Here is a 17,783-nt window from a genome sequence, read left to right as displayed (position 1 = left end):
GCTCCTGCGCATAATTAGAGGTCATTTCCGCTTGGCGGAAATGACACGAAATGATTATTTTGCGTTGTCATGCGACATTTTCGTCTCCGTGTGGTCTAACCGACGTATTTCACTCTCACTTTTTTTCGGCAGCCCGTCAGTGGGGTGCTGTTGTAACCAGGAATGTTCATCAGGGGTTCACATGCAGGGCACAACAATTAAACTCTTAACGGGCGGTTTGCTGATGGTAGCGGCGGCCGGTTATGTGCAGGCAGAAGCGCTCCAGCCTGATCCGGCCTGGCAACAAGGGACCTTAGCGAATGGTTTGACGTGGCAGGTGCTGGCCACGCCGCAGCGTCCCAGCGACCGTATTGAAGTCCGTCTGTCCGTGAATATTGGCTCGCTGAGCGAAAGCACTCAGCAGAGTGGTTTCAGCCGCTTTGTTCCTCGCCTGGCGTTGACGCAAAGCGGCAGCCTGCCGACGATGCAGGCGCGCTCTTTATGGCAGCAGAGTATTGACCCGAAGCGTCCTCTGCCGCCGGCCATCGTCTCCTACGATTACACAATGTTTAATCTCAGTCTGCCCAATAACCGCAACGATCTGCTGAAAGAGGCGCTGAGCTGGCTGGCGGACGCCAGCGGTAAGCTGACCATTACGCCTGAATCGATCAATCATGCGCTGCAGGGCAGCGACATGGTGGCGACGTGGCCGCTGGATACCAAAGAGGGCTGGTGGCGCTACCGCCTGAAAGGGTCCACCATGCTGGGCCATGATCCTGCCGCGCCGCTGAAGCAGCCGATAGACGTGGCGCAGCTGAAAGACTTTTATCATAAATGGTACACCCCCGACGCCATGACGCTGATTGTGGTCGGTAACGTCGACAGCCGCAGCGTCGCTGAGCAAATCAGCAAAACCTTCGGCGATCTGAAGGGCAAGCGGGAAACGCCCGCGGCGGTGCCGACCTTATCGCCACTGCCTACCGTGCCGGTCAGCATCATGACCAGCGCGGTGCGTCAGGACAAACTGTCCATCATGTGGGATGCGCCCTGGCAGCCAATCCGCGACTCCGCGGCGCTGCAGCGCTACTGGCGCGACGACCTCGCCCGCGAAGCGCTGTTCTGGCACGTGCAGCAGAGCCTGAGCAAAAATAACGTGAAGGATATTGGTCTTGGCTTTGACTGCCGGGTGCTCTATCAGCGCGCGCAGTGCGCGATCAACATCGAATCGCCGGGCGAGCGTCTGAACAACAACCTGAGCGTGGTCTCGCGCGAGCTGGCGAAAGTGCGGGACAACGGCCTGCCGCAGGAGGAGTTTGACGCGCTTATCGCCCAGAAAAGCCTCGAGCTGCAGAGGCTGTTTGCCACCTATGCGCGCACTGACACCGATATTCTGATGAGCCAGCGCATGCGCTCCCTGCAGAATCAGGTGGTGGATATCGCGCCGGAGCAGTATCAGAAGCTGCGCCAGGAGTTCCTCAACTCCCTGACGGTAGACATGCTGAACCAGTACCTGCGTCAGCAGCTGTCCCAGGATATGGCGCTGGTGCTACAGCAGCCGAAAGGCGAACCGGAATACAACATGAAGGAGCTGCAGGCCACGTGGGAAAAACTGATGGCGCCGAATCCGGCGGCCGCGGCGGTCAGCGGCAGCGCTGATACAGTTGACGCCCACAGCGAGGCCAGCGACATCCCGCCAGGGCAGTAACTAACGCCTCTCCGGCGCGCCAGCGGCGGCCGGAGAGCGCTTCCTGCGGAGAATTACTGCGGCATCGCTTCCCGCGGGATGATCGCCCCGCGATACTGGATCACCGTGCTGGCGGTCAGGTGTCCGCGTTTGGCGGCGGATTCAGCATCGCCGCCGGTCAGGCGAACGGCCAGGTAGCCGGCGCTGAAGGAGTCTCCGGCGGCGGTGGTATCCACCACCTTCTCTTTGGCCAGCCTGACAGCCGGCACTTCCTGTAGCGGTTGCCCGCTAACCGAGACCAGGCAGGCATCCGCCCCGCGCTTCACCACCACCTCTTCCACGCCGGCGGCATGCGTGCGGGCGATCACCTCAGCAACCGGTTTTTCCCCCCACAGCGCGTCTTCATCATCGAGCGTCAGAAACGCGATATCGGTGCAGGCAAGCATCTCCTGATAGACCTGCTGCGTCTCCGCCTGGCTGGCCCACAGGCGTGGACGATAGTTGTTGTCGAAGATCACCTTGCCGCCGTTGGCGCGGCACTCACGCAGCAGCGTGAACAGCTTGTCGCGGCTGGCCGGGCTGAGAATGGCGAGACTGATGCCGCTCAGATAGAGATAGTCGAAAGTGGCCAGCTCTTCGCAAATCGCCGCCGCGCGATCGCTCTCCAGCCAGAACTTTGCCGCCGCCTCGTTGCGCCAGTAGTAGAAGGTGCGCTCGCCGGTGTCATCGGTTTCAATGTAATACAGCCCCGGCAGGCGGTCGGCCATCCGCTGGATAAGATCGGTGTTGACGTTTTCCTGCTGCCAGCTGTCGAGCATCTGCTGGCTGAACGCATCGGTTCCCAGCGCGGTGACATAGTGGACGCTCAGTGCGCTGGCATCGGTCTGCCGCGCGATATAGACCGAGGTGTTTAAGGTATCGCCGCCAAAGCCGCGGTTAACGGCCCCGTTCTTCTCTGACAGCTCAATCATGCATTCGCCAATAACGGCAATTTTTTTAGACATAGCCAGAACCTGCAATGGAATCGATATAAGCGCTAGTGTGCGCTGCGCTGTTTTGCTGGTCAATCATATTAAAACATCGTTCCATTATTTTTTTGACCTGACGCGCGTAATGTGACGAAAAGCGCATTTCCAGGATAAACGCCGCGTTTTGACTATATTCAGGACTGACGTGATGCAAAAGGAGCGGAGTAGGGATGAGCAGAACCCGTAAAACGTTGGTTATCATCACAGGAACGATACTGTTGCTGATCGTTCTCTTCTTTATCGTGCTGGCCACCTTTGACTGGAACCGGCTGAAGCCGACGATCAATCAGAAAGTGTCCGCCGAACTTAACCGCCCGTTCGCCATCCGCGGCGATCTCGGCGTGGTCTGGGAGCGGCAGCCGGACGAGCGCGGCTGGCGCAGCTGGATCCCGTGGCCCCATGTGCACGCGGAAGATATCGTGCTGGGCAACCCGCCGGCCATCCCCCAGGTGACCATGATCCACCTGCCGCGGGTGGAGGCGACCCTCGCCCCGCTGGCGCTGCTGAGCAAAACGGTGTACCTGCCGTGGATCAAGCTGGAACAGCCCGACGTGCGGCTGATCCGCCTGGCGGAAGACAATAATAACTGGACCTTTCAGCTGGCTGGCGATCAGCGTACGTCGGGCGACAGCGCGCCCTCCAGCTGGTCCTTTCGCCTCGATAATATTCTCTTTGACCGCGGGACTATCGCCATTGATGACAAGATCACCCGCAGCGATATCACCATCCTTGTCGATCCCCTCGGCAAACCGCTGCCGTTCAGCGAAGTGACCGGCACGAAGGATCGGCATAGCGCGGCGAAAGTGGGCGATTACGTCTTTGGCCTGTCGCTGAAGGGCCGCTACAAGGACCAGCCGGTCACCGGTAACGGTAAAATCGGCGGCATGCTGGCCCTGCGCAGCGCAAGCACGCCTTTCCCGCTGCAGGGCGACTTCCACTCCGGCAACACCCGGGTGGCATTCAGCGGCACGGTCAGCGACCCGCTCAACGTCGGCGGTATTGACCTGCGGCTGAAATTCGCCGGCGACTCGCTGCGCGATCTCTACGACCTGACCGGTGTGCTGCTGCCGGAGACGCCATCGTTCTCTACCGATGGCCGCCTGCGCGCCGACTTTAAGCAGAAAAACCGCATGCGTTTTGACTACCAGGATTTTAATGGTCGGATCGGCGATAGCGACATTCATGGTTCCCTCACCTATACCACCGGCAAACCGCGGCCGAAACTCAGCGGCGATATGGAGTCGAAGCAGCTGCGGCTGGCGGATCTCGGGCCGTTAATCGGCGTCGATTCCGGCAAAGGGACGAAGAAAGGTGCTGCGCGCCAGGCGGGCGACCGACCGCAGCCGGCGGGTAAAGTGCTGCCGGCAGACCGTTTTGAAACCGATAAATGGCAGGTGATGGATGCCGATGTACGCTTTAAGGGCCGGAGAATTGAGCACGGCGGCACCCTGCCGATCAGCGATCTGTCGACCCATGTGATCCTGGAAGATGGCGACCTGCGCCTGCAGCCGGTGCGCTTTGGCCTGGCCAACGGGTCGATTGCCGGCAGCGTACACTTGCAGGGCGATAAAAAGCCGCTGCAGGGTGAGGCCAATCTGCAGGCGCGACGCCTGAAGCTGAAGGCGCTGATGCCGAACGTCGAGATGATGCAGAAAACCCTTGGCGAGATGAATGGCGATGTTCAGCTGCGCGGCAGCGGCAACTCGGTGGCGGCCCTGCTCGGCAACAGTAATGGCAACCTGAAACTGCTGATGAACGACGGCCTGATCAGTCGTAACCTGATGGAAATTCTCGGTCTTAACGTCGGCAACTACCTGATCGGCCAGATTTTTGGTGATGAGGAAGTTCGGGTGAACTGTGCGGCGGCCAATATCGACGTGACCAACGGCGTCGCCCGGCCGCAGATTTTTGCCTTCGATACGGAAAACGCGCTGATCAATGTGACCGGAACCGCCAGCTTCGCCTCCGAGCAGCTGGACCTGACCATCGATCCGGAAAGCAAAGGCTTCCGGGTGATCACCCTGCGTTCACCGCTGTATGTACGGGGCACCTTTAAATCGCCGCAGGCGGGAGTGAAGGCCGGGCCGCTGATTGTCCGCGGTGCGGTAGCGGCGGCGCTGGCGACCCTGGTGACGCCGGCTGCCGCGCTGCTGGCGCTGATCTCCCCGGCGGAGGGCGATAGCAACCAGTGCCGGACCATTTTGTCGCAGATGAAAAAGTAGGGGAGAGCCCTGACGCCAGCGGCGTCAGGGCGAAGGATCACAACGACTGGTGGCGGGTCTCGTGGGTCAGCAGCAGGGCGATCAGCGTCAGCGCCGCCATCGCCGCCAGATAGGTGCCGACCGCCGCCAGGCCGTAGTTGCCCTGCAGCCAGGCGGCAATGTACGGCGCGACCGAGGCGCCGAGAATCGACGACACGTTATAGGAGAACGACGCGCCGGTGTAGCGCACTTCCGTGGGGAACAGCTCCGGGAGCAGCGCGCCCATCGGGCCAAAAGTCAGTCCCATCAGGCTTAAGCCCAGCAGCAGGAAGGCGAAGACCAGCAGCGGGTTACCGGAACCCAGCAGCGGTTTAAAAGCGAACAGGGCGAACAAAATAATCATCGTGGTGATGACAATCATGCTCTTGCGACGGCCAAAGGCGTCCGCCAGCAGGCCGGCGACAGGCACCATCACGCCGAAGCCAATCACTGCCATCATCAGCATCCACAGCACTTCGTTACGCGGCAGGCCCAGGCCATTCGGCGCGGCGCCGGTGCTGAAGGTCATCGAGTAGACGGTCATGATGTAGAACAGGGTATAGGTTGCCAGCATGATGAAGGTGCCCAGCACCGTCACGCGGACGTGTTTGGTCAACAGGGTACCCAGCGGGATTTTGACCTGTTTTTTCGCCGCTGCCACTTTGGCGAAGACCGGCGTTTCGTGCAGCGAGACGCGCACGTACAGACCGATGATCACCAGCACCGCGGAGAAGATAAACGGCACGCGCCAGCCCCACTCCATAAACTGCTGATCGGTTAACAGCCAGGAGAGCAGCAGGAAGGTGCCGTTGGCGAAGAAGAAGCCGATCGGCGCGCCCAGCTGCGGGAAGGAGCCGTACAGGGCGCGCTTGCGCGCCGGGGCGTTTTCCGTTGCCAGCAGCGCTGCGCCGCCCCATTCCCCTCCGAGGCCAAGCCCCTGACCGAAGCGCGCCAGCGCCAGCAGCATCGGCGCGACAATGCCAATGCTTTCATAGCCGGGCAGCAGGCCGATCACCACGGTGGAGATCCCCATGGTTAACAGCGAGGCCACGAGAGTGACCTTGCGGCCGACGCGATCGCCAAAGTGACCAAACAGCGCGGAGCCGATCGGCCGGGCGACGAAGGCGATGGCGAAGGTGGCCAGCGACTGCAGGGTGGCCGCGGCGGCATCGCCCTGCGGGAAAAAGATATGCGGGAAGACGATGACCGCGGCAGTGGCATAGATGTAGAAGTCGAAAAACTCAATGGCGGTGCCAATGAGCGAGGCGACAACGACTTTGTTGCGTGAATTGACCGGGGCGGTTTCCTGCGAGTTTTCGAGTGTGGTGGCTGTGGCTTGCATAGATCTTTCTTATTTTTGCGCGAACGAAAAGCCATATAGCCACAGCCACAGGGACATTTCAATCTGTAACAAACGTGGAAAGTGGGTAAAAAACAGGCAAAAAGCGGATAATTTTTACACCAGTAAAAATGGTTCTATGAAATGCTTCACACAATTAAAAAGATAGAGGATAAAACCAGTTTTTGGTTAAATAAAAGTTAATGGGTGGATTTATCTACTGAAATAAAGCGCGAGGATGAATTTTGCCTCTTCAATTCATCCTCGCAATGCGTTAACGGTGGGTTTTGCCAGGCATCCGCCGGTCGTCTTTATACTCCGCGGTGGCGATCCATGCGGCGCAGAATAGCGTCAGGCGGGCAAAGAAATAGAAAAAAGCCATCAGCCCCAGCACCGAACCGAACGCCGCCCCGGAGGGGGATTTCACCAGCGCCGGCAGCGTCCAGGTCATGACGATTTTGATGATTTCAAAGCCAATCGCCGCGATAAGCGTGCCGCGAAACAGGGCTTTGCGCCGCGGACGATGGCGCGGCAGCCGCCAGAAGATCCAGAAAAAGAGCAGATAGTTGGCAAAAATCGAGATGGCGAGGCCGATCAGCCGCCAGGCGGGCTTCAGCCATTCAATGTTGTCGAGATACAGCGCGGAGATAATCAACTGCTGGGCGGAACCCGCGACAGAAGTGATGGACAGCGTAATAATCAGCGCCACCAGCAGACCGATCAGCGAGATAAGATCGCGGAAGTATTTTATCCAGATTTTCTCTTCGTCCTGCGGCCGGCGCTCCCAGACGTCGCGCGACTGGGCGCGGATCGCTTCGCGCAAATTGCCCATCCAGTTAATACCGGAATAGAGGGCGACCAGCAGGCCGACCAGACCGACGGCGGTGCGCTGCTGCACCGCGGTGTTGATGGTGTTTTTCAACGTCGCCGCCAGCGTCGGGTCGCTGACGTTTTGCAGAATCTTGTCGAAAATGTCCTGCAGCAGGGTCGGGTGCCAGGCCAGCACGAAACCGGCGGCGGCAAAGGAGACCATCAGGATTGGGATCATCGACAGGAACGAGAAGTAGGTGATGGCCGCGCCGAACTGATTGCCCAGCCGGTCATTGAAACGTTCTGCGGCGCGCAGTAAGTGGGCGATCACCGGGTTGCGCTGCACTTTGGCCGCCGTTCCGGTGACGGTCTTCAGCGCCTGGCTGGCTTTTTGCCCGACGGCCGTGTCATTGAGAGCGTCGAGGGGGCTTTTGTTTTTCTCCGGCTGAGTGTCCGGTTCCTGTGGTGGGCGTCGATCGTCGTTTTCCGGCGTCATACGTGATTTCTTCCTTTTTTACCGCGAGATTCAGCAAAAAGTATACCTTAAATGGCGTATCCTGCAGGAACGCACCTACCCGCCACCCGTTCACCATCCGCGGGGATCAATCGACATACGCTTTCATCAGCCCGCCCAGCCACTCCATAAACAGATGTACGCGACGGGAGAGATTGCGCCGATGGGGGTAGATAAGCGAGACCGGCAGCGGCTCGGCGCGGTACTGGGGCAGGATCTCCGTCAGGTCGCCGGCGCGTAACGCCTCGCGCACGCCGGTACGCGGCACCTGAATGATCCCCAGCCCGGCGATACAGGCTGCCTGATAGGTTTCCGTACTGTTGACTGTCAATATGCCGCCGGTTTTTACCCAGCGCACCGCGCCATCGATCACCACCTCAAAGCCGGGGGGACGGACCCCGAGGGTGCTGGCGTAGTGGATCAGGGCATGATCCGCCAGATCCTCAAGGGATTGCGGATAGCCAAATCGCGCAAGGTAGTCCGGGCTGGCGCAGTTAATTTGCGTCAGCTTGCCCAGTGGGCGGGCGATAAGCCCTGAGTCTTTGAGCGCGCCGACGCGTACCACGCAGTCAAACCCCTCGCGGATCACGTCCACCAGCCGGTCGCTGCTGCTCAGCTCCAGTTCGATGCCCGGATACTGCTGTAAAAAAGTCGGCAGATGAGGGATCACCAGTTTTTTAGCAAAACCGACCGGCATATCCACCCGCAGCCGGCCGCTGATGCTCGCCGGATCGTGCTGGAACATGCCGTCCAGTTCGTCGAGGTTGCTCAGCAGATCCTTCGCCCGCTCGTAGTAGACCATCCCATCCTGGGTGAGCTGAACCCGACGGGTGGTACGGTGCAGGAGCCGCACGCCAAGATGGCTTTCCAGGGCCTGAATCTGCCGCGAGACGCTGCCTTTCGGCAGCGCCAGGGTCTCGGCGGCGCGGGAAAAACTCTCCAGATCCGCTACGCGAATGAATAACTGCATTGCATGAATTTTATCCATGCCGATCGCCTATTGTTGTTATGAATGAAACAGTAAAACGTAATGTAGCGTATTTATTGTTTCACTGGCAGTTAATAAGCTAGAACACAATCACAACGCAACCTGAAAGGGGTTTTCTGATGACACAACGTATCGCTTTAGTGACCGGCGGCAGCCGCGGTCTGGGTAAAAACGCCGTGTTGAAGCTGGCGGCGAAGGGAACCGATATTCTTCTGACTTACCACAGCAACCGCCAGGCGGCCCTCGACGTGGTAGCAGAAATCGAGCAAAAAGGGGTCAAAGCGGCAGCATTAGCGCTGAACGTCGGGGATATCTCAAGTTTTGACGCTTTCGCCAGCGAGGTGGCACAGGTGCTGGCGCAGAAGTGGGGGCGAACCACCTTTGATTATTTACTGAACAACGCCGGGATCGGCCTTAACGTCCCCTTCGCCGAGACCAGCGAAGCGCAGTTTGACGAGCTGATGAACATCCAGTTCAAAGGGCCATTTTTCCTGACCCAGCGGCTGCTGCCCCTCCTGCAGGACGGGGGACGGATCCTCAACGTTTCCAGCGGCCTGGCGCGCTTTGCCCTGCCGGGCTATGCGGCCTACGCCGCGATGAAGGGGGCGATGGAGGTCCTGACCCGCTATCAGGCGAAAGAGCTGGGCGGGCGCGGTATTTCGGTGAATATCATTGCGCCGGGAGCCATCGAGACCGACTTTGGCGGCGGCGTGGTGCGCGATAACGCCGAGGTGAATCGGCATATCGCCGCCCAGACCGCGCTGGGGCGCGTCGGGCTGCCGGATGATATCGGCGACGCCATCGCCGCCCTGCTCAGCGATGAGCTGGCGTGGATGAACGCGCAGCGCGTGGAAGTCTCGGGCGGGATGTTCCTCTGAGCCAGACTGACGCCGGGCGGTGCGCTACGGCGCATCGCCCTCCCCACGCAGCCGACCGAACAGCCAGTCATTGTGCCAGCGGCCGTTCAGCCAGTAGTTCTCCCGCAGCTCCCCCTCCAGCCGGAAGCCGGCTTTGAGCAACAACTGCTTAGACGCCTCGTTGCCGGCGGTGACGCTGGCGGTCAGGCGGCGGACGCCGCCGGTGGTAAAGGCGTAGTCGCACAGCGCGCGCAGCGATTCGTAGCCGTAGCCCCGGCCCTGCGCCGCCGGAGCGAAGAGAAAGCCGACCTCGGCAATCTCGCGCCGATGATGCTGGTAACCGGTCAGGCCCAGCGGGGTATGGGTGAGCCTGTCGCGCACCACCAGGCACAGCCAGTGTTCATCCCCCGGCGCCCACGGCGGCAGCCGCGAATCGAACGCCTCGCGGATGGCCGCCTGCGGCCGGGGGTCGGCGACGTAGAGCATGACCTGCGGATCCTGCTGCAGGGAAAGAAAAAACGACCAGTCGTCCAGCTGCAGCGGTGAGCAGCGCAGGCGCGGCGTCAGGAGTTCAGGCATAAGCGTCATTCCAGGCAGGGCGAATCCTCTGAACATAGCAGGAGAAAGCCGCCGGGAACAGCCCGACTAGGTTGGCTCACCGTACAGGCCAATCAGTCGGCGCACCACGCCGTTGGTCCAGCCAAAGCCATCCTGCAGGGGATACTCCCCGCCGCCACCCTCATGCGGGACGCCGGTGGCAATATGGTATTTCTCAATCAGCTTGTGATGCTGCTTGTAAAAGTGATTGACCGTCTGCAGCCAGCTCCAGGCAATCTCATCCCCCAGCGGATCCTGGCCGTAACGTTTAAATCCCTGGATCGCCATCCACTGCAGCGGCGCCCAGCCGTTAGGTTTATCCCACTGCTCACCGCTTTCATATTCGGTGGCCATGATCCCCCCGGGGGTGAGCAGGCGGGCCCGCACCGCATCGGCAAGGCGTTCTGCCTGCTCGTGAGTCGCCAGGCCGACGTAAAGGGTGACAATGCTGGCCGCGGAAAACAGCGCCAGCTGTTCACGGCGCCAGTCATAATCGCGGAAACAGCCGTTCTCATCATCCCACAGATAGCGGTTGACCGCCGCCCGCCGATCCTGAGCCTTCTGGCGGAAGGCCGCCTCTGTCTCGCGATCGCCCTTCAGGCCGGAGAGATTGGCGATGGTCGTCTCCAGCTTGAACAGGAAGGCGTTCAGGTCGATGGGGATAAACTGCGTCGTGCGGATGCTGGCCAGCCGCGTGATATCCCGCAGCCAGCGGCTGGAGTAGTCCCAGCCGGACGCGGCGCCCGCCCGCAGGTCGCGGTACACTTCATTGGCGGGCCGCCCGGAGTGTCGGGCGGTCTCCACGTCCTCGCGCCAGGACTCATCCCGCGGCGTGTCCCGGTCGTCCCAGTAGCGATTGAGCAGGGAGCCATCCGGCATACGCACCACGTGGCGATACGCCTGGTGCGGGATCAACGACTCGGCGCCGTCCATCCAGAAGGCGTGCTCCATCTTCAGATGGTCCAGATAGCGCTTCGCGCCGCGCACGCCATCCTCTTCAAAGAGTTCGACCATCAGGGCAAACACCGGCGGCTGCGATCGGCTGAGGTAGTAGGTGCGGTTGCCGTTCGGAATGTGACCGTAGGTTTCAATCAGCCAGGCAAAGTTATCGGCCATGCATTTCAGCAGATCTTCCCGGCCGCTCTCCGCCAGCCCCAGCATGGTGAAATAAGAGTCCCAGTAATAGGTTTCGCTAAAGCGACCGCCAGGCACAATATAGGCCTGCGGCAGCGCCAGTAGCGACGACCAGGGGATATGATCCTGAGGCTCGCGGGTCAGCACCGGCCACAGCTTATCGATGTGCTCTTTCAGCGTCAGGCTGGGGTCCGAGGTGTAGACGTCGGTCTGGTTCTCCGGCAGCCAGAAGTTGTCTTCCACGAACTGTCGCAGGTCGAAGTCGGGCTGACGTTTGACCTTGCGGTAGTTGCGCAGGATGTCCAGCGGATCGTGTTTCGGCGCGCAGTCGGGGAAAGTTTTGCTGTCGGCAAAGATGCGTGATTTCTGCACGTTGGTAAACAGCTCAAGATAGCGATCCGCCGGGGTAAGGGCATCGGACGCCGGAAGCCCCTCGATCACCTCAGGCTCCGGTTCAGCGTCTATCATCTCATCCAGCTTTAATTCGTACGGATCGGCTTCGTAGCAGGGATCGATGTCGATCCTTAACTCGTCGTCTTCAACGTGGCGTAATTTCTGGCTGAACATAGCGATACGGACCTCCGGATAGCGTGAGTTCGGGGCCGGGCATACCCGGCCTTGTCTATTAAGCGTAGACAGTCGCTTCGGTGAGTGTGAAGCAAACTGTGCGTGAGATCACGCTTTTCCGCCGAGAAGAAAAGCTGTCATTTTAAAGTATGCTATTGATAAGTAATTAAAAATTGTACATCCTGGCACAGATGAAATTCGGAGCATTCATTATGCAACAAAATTTTATCCCGGCGCGCTCACTCCCACGCCGCCTCCAGCATCTCCAGCAGCTGTTCGCCGCTCAGGCTGACCGGATTGGCCTTCATTGATGAGGAGGTGCTGGCGGCCAGCGCCGCCGGTTCCAGGGCATCGCGCGCTACGCCGAGGTCGCGCAGGGTGCCAAGGCCGGCGCGATGGCTCCATTCCCGCAGACTGTCCCAGACCCGATCCACAGGGACGTCCAGCCCGTCGGCCAGCCAGCGGCGAACGTCGTTGAAGCGCTGGCGCAGGGCAGGGTCGCTTATCTGCGACTCATTGAGCGCCAGGCCAAACGGCAGCAGGCTGCCGCATAAAGCACCGTGCGAGGCGCAGCTCAGGCCGCCCAGCGGGCCGGCGAGGCCGTGGATCACCCCCAGCCCGGCGTTCGCCAGCGCCAGTCCACCGCACAGGCTGACCCAGGCCATCTCGTCGCGGCTGGTCGGACACTCTTGTTCCATCAGAATTTTCAGCGCGCGGATGCCCCGCGGGATCGCCTGCTGGCAGAGGGCATCGGTGAAGGGAGTGGCCCGGCTGCAGAGCCAGGGTTCGATCACCTGGGTCAGGGCATCGAGGCCGGAGCTCAGGGTGATGCTCCGCGGCGCGTTGTCGGTCAGCGCCGGGTCGACAATCGCCAGGTCAGGTAGCATTCGGTCGTCGCGCAGGCTCACTTTCCGCTGTCGTTCCGGGACGTTGATCACCGCATTTTTGGTGACCTCCGCGCCCGTCCCGGCGGTGGTCGGGATCGCCACGAACGGCAGCGGACTGGCTTCCAGCTGACGACCCGTTCCCACCACCTCCAGATAGTCGACCAGCGGGCCGGCGGCGGGGACCAGCGCCGCAATCGCCTTACCGGCGTCAATCACCGCGCCGCCGCCGAGGCTGACCACTGCCCGGACGCCTTTCTCGCGCGCCAGCTGGACGCCCTGCTCGATATCGATAAGCCAGGGTTCGCGGCTTATCGCCAGCATCGTGACCTCCAGCTGCAGCGCCTCCAGCTGATGGCGCAGAAACGCCGCCCGCTGCGGGCTGGCGCCATGCACCAGCAGAATGGGGCCGCCCTGCTGCGCCAGCCAGGGGGCAGCGCTCAGGGCCTGACCACGGCCAAAACGAATATTTGCGGGCATCAAAACGGTAAAAGGGGTCAACATGTCGGGTTCCTTTTCGGCAAACAGGCTGGAATCAACTATACACATTATCCACTACTCTGCCTTGTTGCTGGCTGGCAAGGCTGACAATAGAGTAGAGTGAAAGATCTCTCTTTTATGGCTGAGGAATCGCTGACAATGCTAACAATTCTGGGCAAACGCTCTTCAATCAATGTACGGAAAGTGTTGTGGACCTGCGAGGAAGCCGGGCTGGCGTACCAGCAGGAGGATTACGGTAGCGGATTTAAGCCTCTGGATACGCCTGAGTTTCAGCGCCTGAATCCTAACGGCCTGGTGCCGGTGCTGCTGGACGGTGACTTCGTGCTCTGGGAGTCGAACAGTATCTGCCGCTATCTGGCGCGGAAAGCGGAGCGCTGGGATCTGCTGCCCGCCGAGCCACAGCCCGCCGCCGAGGTGGAGCACTGGATGGACTGGCAGGCGACCGAGTTTAACACTGCCTGGCGCCATGCCTTTATGGGGCTGGTGCGTAAAGATCCGCGCTTTCAGGATCCGGCGGCGATTAAAGAGAGTATTGCCACCTGGACCCACTGCGTGCGCATTGTCGAAGCGCAACTGCAGCGAACCGGGGCGTGGATAGCCGGCGAGCGCTTCACCCTCGCCGATATCGTGCTGGGGCTGTCGGTGCATCGCTGGAAGATGACCCCTTTTGCCCATCCGGAGATGCCGGCCGTGGAACGCTGGTATATGGCGCTCAACCAGCGCCCGGCGTTTATGCGCCACGGCAATAACGGCGTGGCCTGAACATAAAAAAAGAAGCCCCTGGGGCTTCTTTTTATCATCCGGCGATCGCGTCTTAGCGCATGGTGACGAACTCTTCTGCCGCCGTCGGGTGAATGGCAACCGTGTTGTCGAAGTCTTTTTTGGTGGCGCCCATCTTCAGGGCCACCGCAAAGCCTTGCAGCATCTCATCCATCCCGAAGCCAATGCCGTGGATCCCGACAATCTTCTCTTCCGGGCCGACGCACACCAGCTTCATGCGGCACGGCTGGCGGTGCGAGGTGACGGCGGTGTACATCGCGGTGAAGGAGGATTTGTAGACCTTCACGGCGTCGTCGCCGTACTGCTCGCGCGCCTGCGGCTCGGTTAAGCCGACGGTGCCGATAGGCGGGTGGCTGAAGACCACGGTCGGGATGTTGCTGTAGTCCAGGTGCTCTTCCGGCTTGTTGTTAAACAGGCGTTCGGAGAGGCGACGGCCTGCGGCCACGGCCACCGGGGTCAGCTCGACCGCGCCGGTGTTATCGCCCACCGCGTAGATGCCCGGCACGTTGGTGTTCTGGAACTTATCAACGACGATGTAGCCTTTTTCGTTGGTTTTGACGCCAGTAGCCGCCAGGTTGAAGTTATCGGTCGCCGGTTCGCGGCCAATCGCCCAAATCAGGCAATCTACGGTCTGGCTGCGGCCATCTTCCAGCTCCAGCGTCAGGCTGCCGTCGGCATTCTTGACTACCGCTTTCGGGATCGCGTTGGTGTGGAGCTGCGGGCCTTCGGCGTTCATCACTTCCACCAGGGTCTCCACGATCAGCGGATCGAAGCTGCGCAGCGGCGCGTGTTTACGCACGAACAGGTGGGTTTCGGCGCCGAGGCCGTTAATCACCCCCGCCAGCTCAACGGCGATATAGCCCGCGCCGACCACCGCCACGCGCTTCGGCAGCGCCGGCAGTTCAAAGAAACCGTCGGAATCAATACCGTATTCCACACCCGGAATATTCGGGTGGCTCGGCCGGCCGCCGGTGGCGATCAGGATATGGTCAGCGGTGATCGTCTCGCCGTTCACTTCCACGGTATGGGCATCGACAAAGCGCGCGAAGCCTTTGATCACGTCGACGTTGTTCTTACCCAGTACGTTGTCGTAGGAGGTATGGATGCGGTCGATGTAGGCGCTACGGCTGGCGACCAGCTTCTCCCAGTCGAAATGGTTGATGGTGGTATCGAAACCGTAGTCCGGGCCGTAAAGATGAATCGCTTCGCGGATCTGCGCCGCATGCCACATTACTTTTTTCGGCACGCAGCCGACGTTGACGCAGGTGCCGCCCAGTTCTTTGGCTTCAATCAGCGCGCACTTCTGGCCGTACATGGCCGCGCGGTTAATCGAGGCGATACCGCCGCTACCGCCGCCGATGGCGAGGTAATCATAATGTTTGCTCATGCCCATATGTCCTTAATCGTTGATTGCCGCGATTGTAGCGCGAGGCTTAAAAGGTTCCACCGATGGTTGCGATTACTCCGGTACGATCCAACTGACGGTGGCGTGGCCGGTGCCGGCCGGAACCAGCTTGCTGTGCAGCCACGGCAGCACATTGTTCATCTGCTGCTCCAGCTTCCACGGCGGGTTGATGACGATCATCCCGGAGGCGGTCATGCCGCGCTGGTCGCTGTCCGGACGCACCGCCAGCTCGATTTGCAGAATTTTGCGAATGCCTGTGGCTTCTAACTCTTTGATCATGCGTTTGATCTGTGCGCGCAGCACGACCGGATACCACAGGGCGTAGGTGCCGGTGGCGAAGCGTTTGTAGCCTTCGTGGATCCCGGTTACCACCGCCTGATAGTCGGTTTTGATTTCATACGGCGGGTCGATCAGAATCAGACCACGGCGTGATACCGGCGGCAGTTTGGCTTTCAGCTGCTGGTAGCCATCGGCTTTATCGACGCGCGCGCGGCTGTCTTTCTGGAACTCGGCGCGCAGCAGCGGGAAGTCGCTCGGGTGCAGCTCGGTCATCTGCAGGCTGTCCTGCTCGCGCAGCAGCTGGCGGGCGATCAGCGGAGAGCCCGGATAGTAGCGCAGCTGGCCATTACGGTTGAAGTGTTCGACCACGGAAATATACGGCTCCAGCTCTGCCGGCAGGTCGTCCTGCTGCCAGATGCGGGCGATGCCTTCGAGATACTCGCCCGTACGCTCGGCGTGCTCGCCGCTCAGCTGATAGCGGCCCGCGCCAGCGTGGGTGTCCAGGTAGAGAAACGGTTTTTCTTTCTCTTTCAGCGCTTCGATGATCAGGCTCTGAACGGTGTGTTTGAGGACGTCGGCGTGGTTGCCTGCGTGAAAGCTGTGGCGATAACTGAGCATGGATACAGAGATTCCGGGAAGTAAACAAGTTAACCGATAGTTTACCGCAGATCGGCCGAGATTACCGCTGCGCCGCCGCGCTGTTTCATTTCTGCCAAAAGCGTTGCAAAACATAACGCTGTCATAAAAACGTCAAACGGCCGCGCTAGCGTCGGGTGCAGGCAAGGTAATTATCTGAATAAAAGGAAAAATAATGAAAAGGCAACTCTCACTGCTGGCCGTCGCGCTGCTGCTGGCGCAACCGGTTCTGGCCAAAGACATCCCGCTGGACAGGGCGGCGGCCCTCGCTAATAGCGTGACGCCGGCTGCCTCCAGCCAGGCGTATGACGATCTTGAGCAACAGGCGCTGACGCAGCTACGTCACGCTCTGCAGGGGGATGCCGCCACGCTGACCCGCGATCGGCTGGCGCACACGAAACAAAACAAAACTCAGGCCGATACCGCCTGGCTGAAGGCCAGCGGCTATGACTTCCAGACCCGGGCCAACCAGCAGGCGGGTATTGCGCTGTTGTCGGCGTTCAGCACCCTGCCGGAGACCGTCGTGAAGCAGAATCTGGCGACGGTGACTAGCATCAATCGCGATGCCGTGCAGACGACACGCCGTCAGGCGCTGGCCGATGCGGAAGGGATTAGCTACCTCTACTTCCTCAGCGATGCGCTGGGGCCGCGGCTGGGCAAAGCGTTTCTGACCGCCTATGACCAGGGCGCGCTGGGGAAAGCGGCAGCATTGATCAAAGCCTCGGAAGTCAGCACCGGCGAGGCGAAAAAGCACTTCAACAATCCGCGGCCGTTTCTGGTTCAGGGCAACACCATTCACCTGGTGCCTGACGACGTGGTGGTGAAGGATAACCAGCCCTATACCGCCGACGGCGGCTCGTTCCCCAGCGGCCACACCAACACCGGCTATACCGATGCGCTGCTGCTGGCGGCGATGATCCCGGAGCGCTACGACGCGCTGGTGGCGCGCGGCGCCCGCTATGGCTACTCGCGCATCGTGCTGGGCGTCCACTATCCGCTGGACGTGATCGGCTCGCGGATGGTGGCTGAGCGCAACGTGGCCCATTATCTTAACGATCCGCACTACCGGGTATTATTTAACGAAGCTCGCGATCAGCTGCGCGCCGCGCTGGCGAAAGCCTGCGGCACATCGCTTGCTGAGTGCGCGAAGAGCAGCGTGAAAGACGATCCCTGGCGCGATCCGGCGATGCGTGATTTCTCTCGTTTCACCATGACCTACGATCTGCCGCAGCAGAAGGGGCCGCAGCCACGTCTGCAGGTGCCTGAGGGGGCGGAAGTGTTACTGGAGGCTGCCCTGCCGCAGCTGTCAGCGGCCCAGCGTCGGGCGTTGATGGTCAACACCGCGCTGCCGGCGGGCTACCCCCTTTCCGGCGCCACCCCCGAACAGCAGTTCTGGCAGCGGTTGAATCTGTCGGCGGCCTGGGAGATGGCGCAAAAAAGGCATTAATGCGGTTTCCGGCACGCTGCACCGCGTGTCGGCCTTTTCCCGCAACGGGCGGACTTATCGCAGTAATACCCAGGATGACGCACCGCCCGTCATTGAAATTCCCCCAACTATCCC

The 17,783-nt window shown here is 60.6% G+C and carries 14 protein-coding genes; 5 read left to right on the top strand and 9 right to left on the bottom strand.

Features of this window, described 5'->3' with window-relative positions:
• Window positions 1–181 precede the first annotated feature (181 nt).
• Entirely contained in the window at window positions 182–1,684 is a 1,503-nt protein-coding gene (locus HMPREF3096_RS06580) for a M16 family metallopeptidase (protein ID WP_008806921.1), read from the top strand.
• A 53-nt stretch (window positions 1,685–1,737) separates the two neighbouring features.
• Here the strand turns inward: HMPREF3096_RS06580 and HMPREF3096_RS06575 are convergent, their stop codons facing one another.
• On the bottom strand, window positions 1,738–2,667 hold the full coding sequence (locus tag HMPREF3096_RS06575; RefSeq protein ID WP_012967094.1) for a 2-dehydro-3-deoxygluconokinase: 930 nt from the start codon (window positions 2,665–2,667) through the stop codon (window positions 1,738–1,740).
• A gap of 194 nt (window positions 2,668–2,861) precedes the next feature.
• Here HMPREF3096_RS06575 and HMPREF3096_RS06570 point away from each other — a divergent pair, with 194 nt between their 5' ends.
• A complete protein-coding gene (locus HMPREF3096_RS06570) occupies window positions 2,862–4,913 on the top strand; it encodes an AsmA family protein (RefSeq protein ID WP_032731418.1) in 2,052 nt (683 codons plus the stop codon).
• Between the two features lie 37 nt (window positions 4,914–4,950).
• Here HMPREF3096_RS06570 and HMPREF3096_RS06565 read toward each other — a convergent pair whose 3' ends face one another.
• The 3 genes from HMPREF3096_RS06565 to HMPREF3096_RS06555 all read right to left on the bottom strand — a co-directional run bounded on the left by HMPREF3096_RS06565 (window position 4,951) and on the right by HMPREF3096_RS06555 (window position 8,582).
• Complete coding sequence (locus HMPREF3096_RS06565; protein ID WP_012967096.1) at window positions 4,951–6,273, bottom strand: MFS transporter; 1,323 nt, start codon at window positions 6,271–6,273, stop codon at window positions 4,951–4,953.
• A 271-nt stretch (window positions 6,274–6,544) separates the two neighbouring features.
• Complete coding sequence (gene yhjD / locus HMPREF3096_RS06560) at window positions 6,545–7,576, bottom strand: inner membrane protein YhjD (RefSeq protein WP_008806925.1); 1,032 nt, start codon at window positions 7,574–7,576, stop codon at window positions 6,545–6,547.
• A gap of 106 nt (window positions 7,577–7,682) precedes the next feature.
• Window positions 7,683–8,582 carry a LysR family transcriptional regulator gene (locus tag HMPREF3096_RS06555; protein ID WP_012967098.1) on the bottom strand — a complete coding sequence of 300 codons (900 nt, stop codon included), beginning with the start codon at window positions 8,580–8,582 and terminating at the stop codon, window positions 7,683–7,685.
• A 119-nt stretch (window positions 8,583–8,701) separates the two neighbouring features.
• Here HMPREF3096_RS06555 and HMPREF3096_RS06550 point away from each other — a divergent pair, with 119 nt between their 5' ends.
• Window positions 8,702–9,460 (top strand): SDR family NAD(P)-dependent oxidoreductase, encoded by a 759-nt coding sequence (locus tag HMPREF3096_RS06550; RefSeq protein WP_032731409.1) that lies wholly within the window; start codon window positions 8,702–8,704, stop codon window positions 9,458–9,460.
• Between the two features lie 24 nt (window positions 9,461–9,484).
• Here HMPREF3096_RS06550 and HMPREF3096_RS06545 read toward each other — a convergent pair whose 3' ends face one another.
• The 3 genes from HMPREF3096_RS06545 to HMPREF3096_RS06535 all read right to left on the bottom strand — a co-directional run bounded on the left by HMPREF3096_RS06545 (window position 9,485) and on the right by HMPREF3096_RS06535 (window position 13,125).
• The gene (locus HMPREF3096_RS06545) at window positions 9,485–10,018 is read right to left on the bottom strand and encodes a GNAT family N-acetyltransferase (protein ID WP_023340804.1); all 534 of its coding nucleotides are present in this window, start codon (window positions 10,016–10,018) and stop codon (window positions 9,485–9,487) included.
• Window positions 10,019–10,084: 66 nt separating this feature from the next.
• A complete protein-coding gene (locus HMPREF3096_RS06540; protein ID WP_008806929.1) occupies window positions 10,085–11,737 on the bottom strand; it encodes an alpha,alpha-trehalase in 1,653 nt (550 codons plus the stop codon).
• A 239-nt stretch (window positions 11,738–11,976) separates the two neighbouring features.
• Window positions 11,977–13,125, bottom strand: a complete 1,149-nt coding sequence (locus HMPREF3096_RS06535) for an iron-containing alcohol dehydrogenase (RefSeq protein ID WP_032731407.1) — start codon at window positions 13,123–13,125, stop codon at window positions 11,977–11,979.
• A 135-nt stretch (window positions 13,126–13,260) separates the two neighbouring features.
• Here HMPREF3096_RS06535 and HMPREF3096_RS06530 point away from each other — a divergent pair, with 135 nt between their 5' ends.
• The gene (locus HMPREF3096_RS06530) at window positions 13,261–13,884 is read left to right on the top strand and encodes a glutathione S-transferase family protein (RefSeq protein WP_032731405.1); all 624 of its coding nucleotides are present in this window, start codon (window positions 13,261–13,263) and stop codon (window positions 13,882–13,884) included.
• Between the two features lie 52 nt (window positions 13,885–13,936).
• Here the strand turns inward: HMPREF3096_RS06530 and gorA are convergent, their stop codons facing one another.
• Window positions 13,937–15,289 (bottom strand): glutathione-disulfide reductase, encoded by a 1,353-nt coding sequence (gene gorA, locus HMPREF3096_RS06525; protein WP_012967102.1) that lies wholly within the window; start codon window positions 15,287–15,289, stop codon window positions 13,937–13,939.
• A gap of 72 nt (window positions 15,290–15,361) precedes the next feature.
• Complete coding sequence (locus tag HMPREF3096_RS06520) at window positions 15,362–16,204, bottom strand: 23S rRNA (adenine(2030)-N(6))-methyltransferase RlmJ (RefSeq protein ID WP_008806933.1); 843 nt, start codon at window positions 16,202–16,204, stop codon at window positions 15,362–15,364.
• A gap of 193 nt (window positions 16,205–16,397) precedes the next feature.
• Here HMPREF3096_RS06520 and HMPREF3096_RS06515 point away from each other — a divergent pair, with 193 nt between their 5' ends.
• Complete coding sequence (locus tag HMPREF3096_RS06515; protein WP_032731403.1) at window positions 16,398–17,669, top strand: acid phosphatase; 1,272 nt, start codon at window positions 16,398–16,400, stop codon at window positions 17,667–17,669.
• Window positions 17,670–17,783: the final 114 nt, after the last annotated feature.

It is taken from the genome of Klebsiella sp. HMSC25G12 (genome assembly GCF_001807705.1).
GTDB classification, from domain to species: Bacteria; Pseudomonadota; Gammaproteobacteria; order Enterobacterales; family Enterobacteriaceae; genus Klebsiella; species Klebsiella variicola.
Note: the sequence above shows the minus strand (reverse complement) of the source record. Positions and strands in the feature narration are given on the sequence as shown.

What these genes read in the sequence shown, in the direction of transcription:
- HMPREF3096_RS06580 (WP_008806921.1), top strand. Translation starts at nt 182, where the DNA reads ATGCAGGGCACAACAATTAAACTCTTAACGGGCGGTTTGCTGATGGTA.
- HMPREF3096_RS06575 (WP_012967094.1), bottom strand. Translation starts at nt 2,667, where the DNA reads ATGTCTAAAAAAATTGCCGTTATTGGCGAATGCATGATTGAGCTGTCA.
- HMPREF3096_RS06570 (WP_032731418.1), top strand. Translation starts at nt 2,862, where the DNA reads ATGAGCAGAACCCGTAAAACGTTGGTTATCATCACAGGAACGATACTG.
- HMPREF3096_RS06565 (WP_012967096.1), bottom strand. Translation starts at nt 6,273, where the DNA reads ATGCAAGCCACAGCCACCACACTCGAAAACTCGCAGGAAACCGCCCCG.
- yhjD (WP_008806925.1), bottom strand. Translation starts at nt 7,576, where the DNA reads ATGACGCCGGAAAACGACGATCGACGCCCACCACAGGAACCGGACACT.
- HMPREF3096_RS06555 (WP_012967098.1), bottom strand. Translation starts at nt 8,582, where the DNA reads ATGGATAAAATTCATGCAATGCAGTTATTCATTCGCGTAGCGGATCTG.
- HMPREF3096_RS06550 (WP_032731409.1), top strand. Translation starts at nt 8,702, where the DNA reads ATGACACAACGTATCGCTTTAGTGACCGGCGGCAGCCGCGGTCTGGGT.
- HMPREF3096_RS06545 (WP_023340804.1), bottom strand. Translation starts at nt 10,018, where the DNA reads ATGCCTGAACTCCTGACGCCGCGCCTGCGCTGCTCACCGCTGCAGCTG.
- HMPREF3096_RS06540 (WP_008806929.1), bottom strand. Translation starts at nt 11,737, where the DNA reads ATGTTCAGCCAGAAATTACGCCACGTTGAAGACGACGAGTTAAGGATC.
- HMPREF3096_RS06535 (WP_032731407.1), bottom strand. Translation starts at nt 13,125, where the DNA reads ATGTTGACCCCTTTTACCGTTTTGATGCCCGCAAATATTCGTTTTGGC.
- HMPREF3096_RS06530 (WP_032731405.1), top strand. Translation starts at nt 13,261, where the DNA reads ATGCTAACAATTCTGGGCAAACGCTCTTCAATCAATGTACGGAAAGTG.
- gorA (WP_012967102.1), bottom strand. Translation starts at nt 15,289, where the DNA reads ATGAGCAAACATTATGATTACCTCGCCATCGGCGGCGGTAGCGGCGGT.
- HMPREF3096_RS06520 (WP_008806933.1), bottom strand. Translation starts at nt 16,204, where the DNA reads ATGCTCAGTTATCGCCACAGCTTTCACGCAGGCAACCACGCCGACGTC.
- HMPREF3096_RS06515 (WP_032731403.1), top strand. Translation starts at nt 16,398, where the DNA reads ATGAAAAGGCAACTCTCACTGCTGGCCGTCGCGCTGCTGCTGGCGCAA.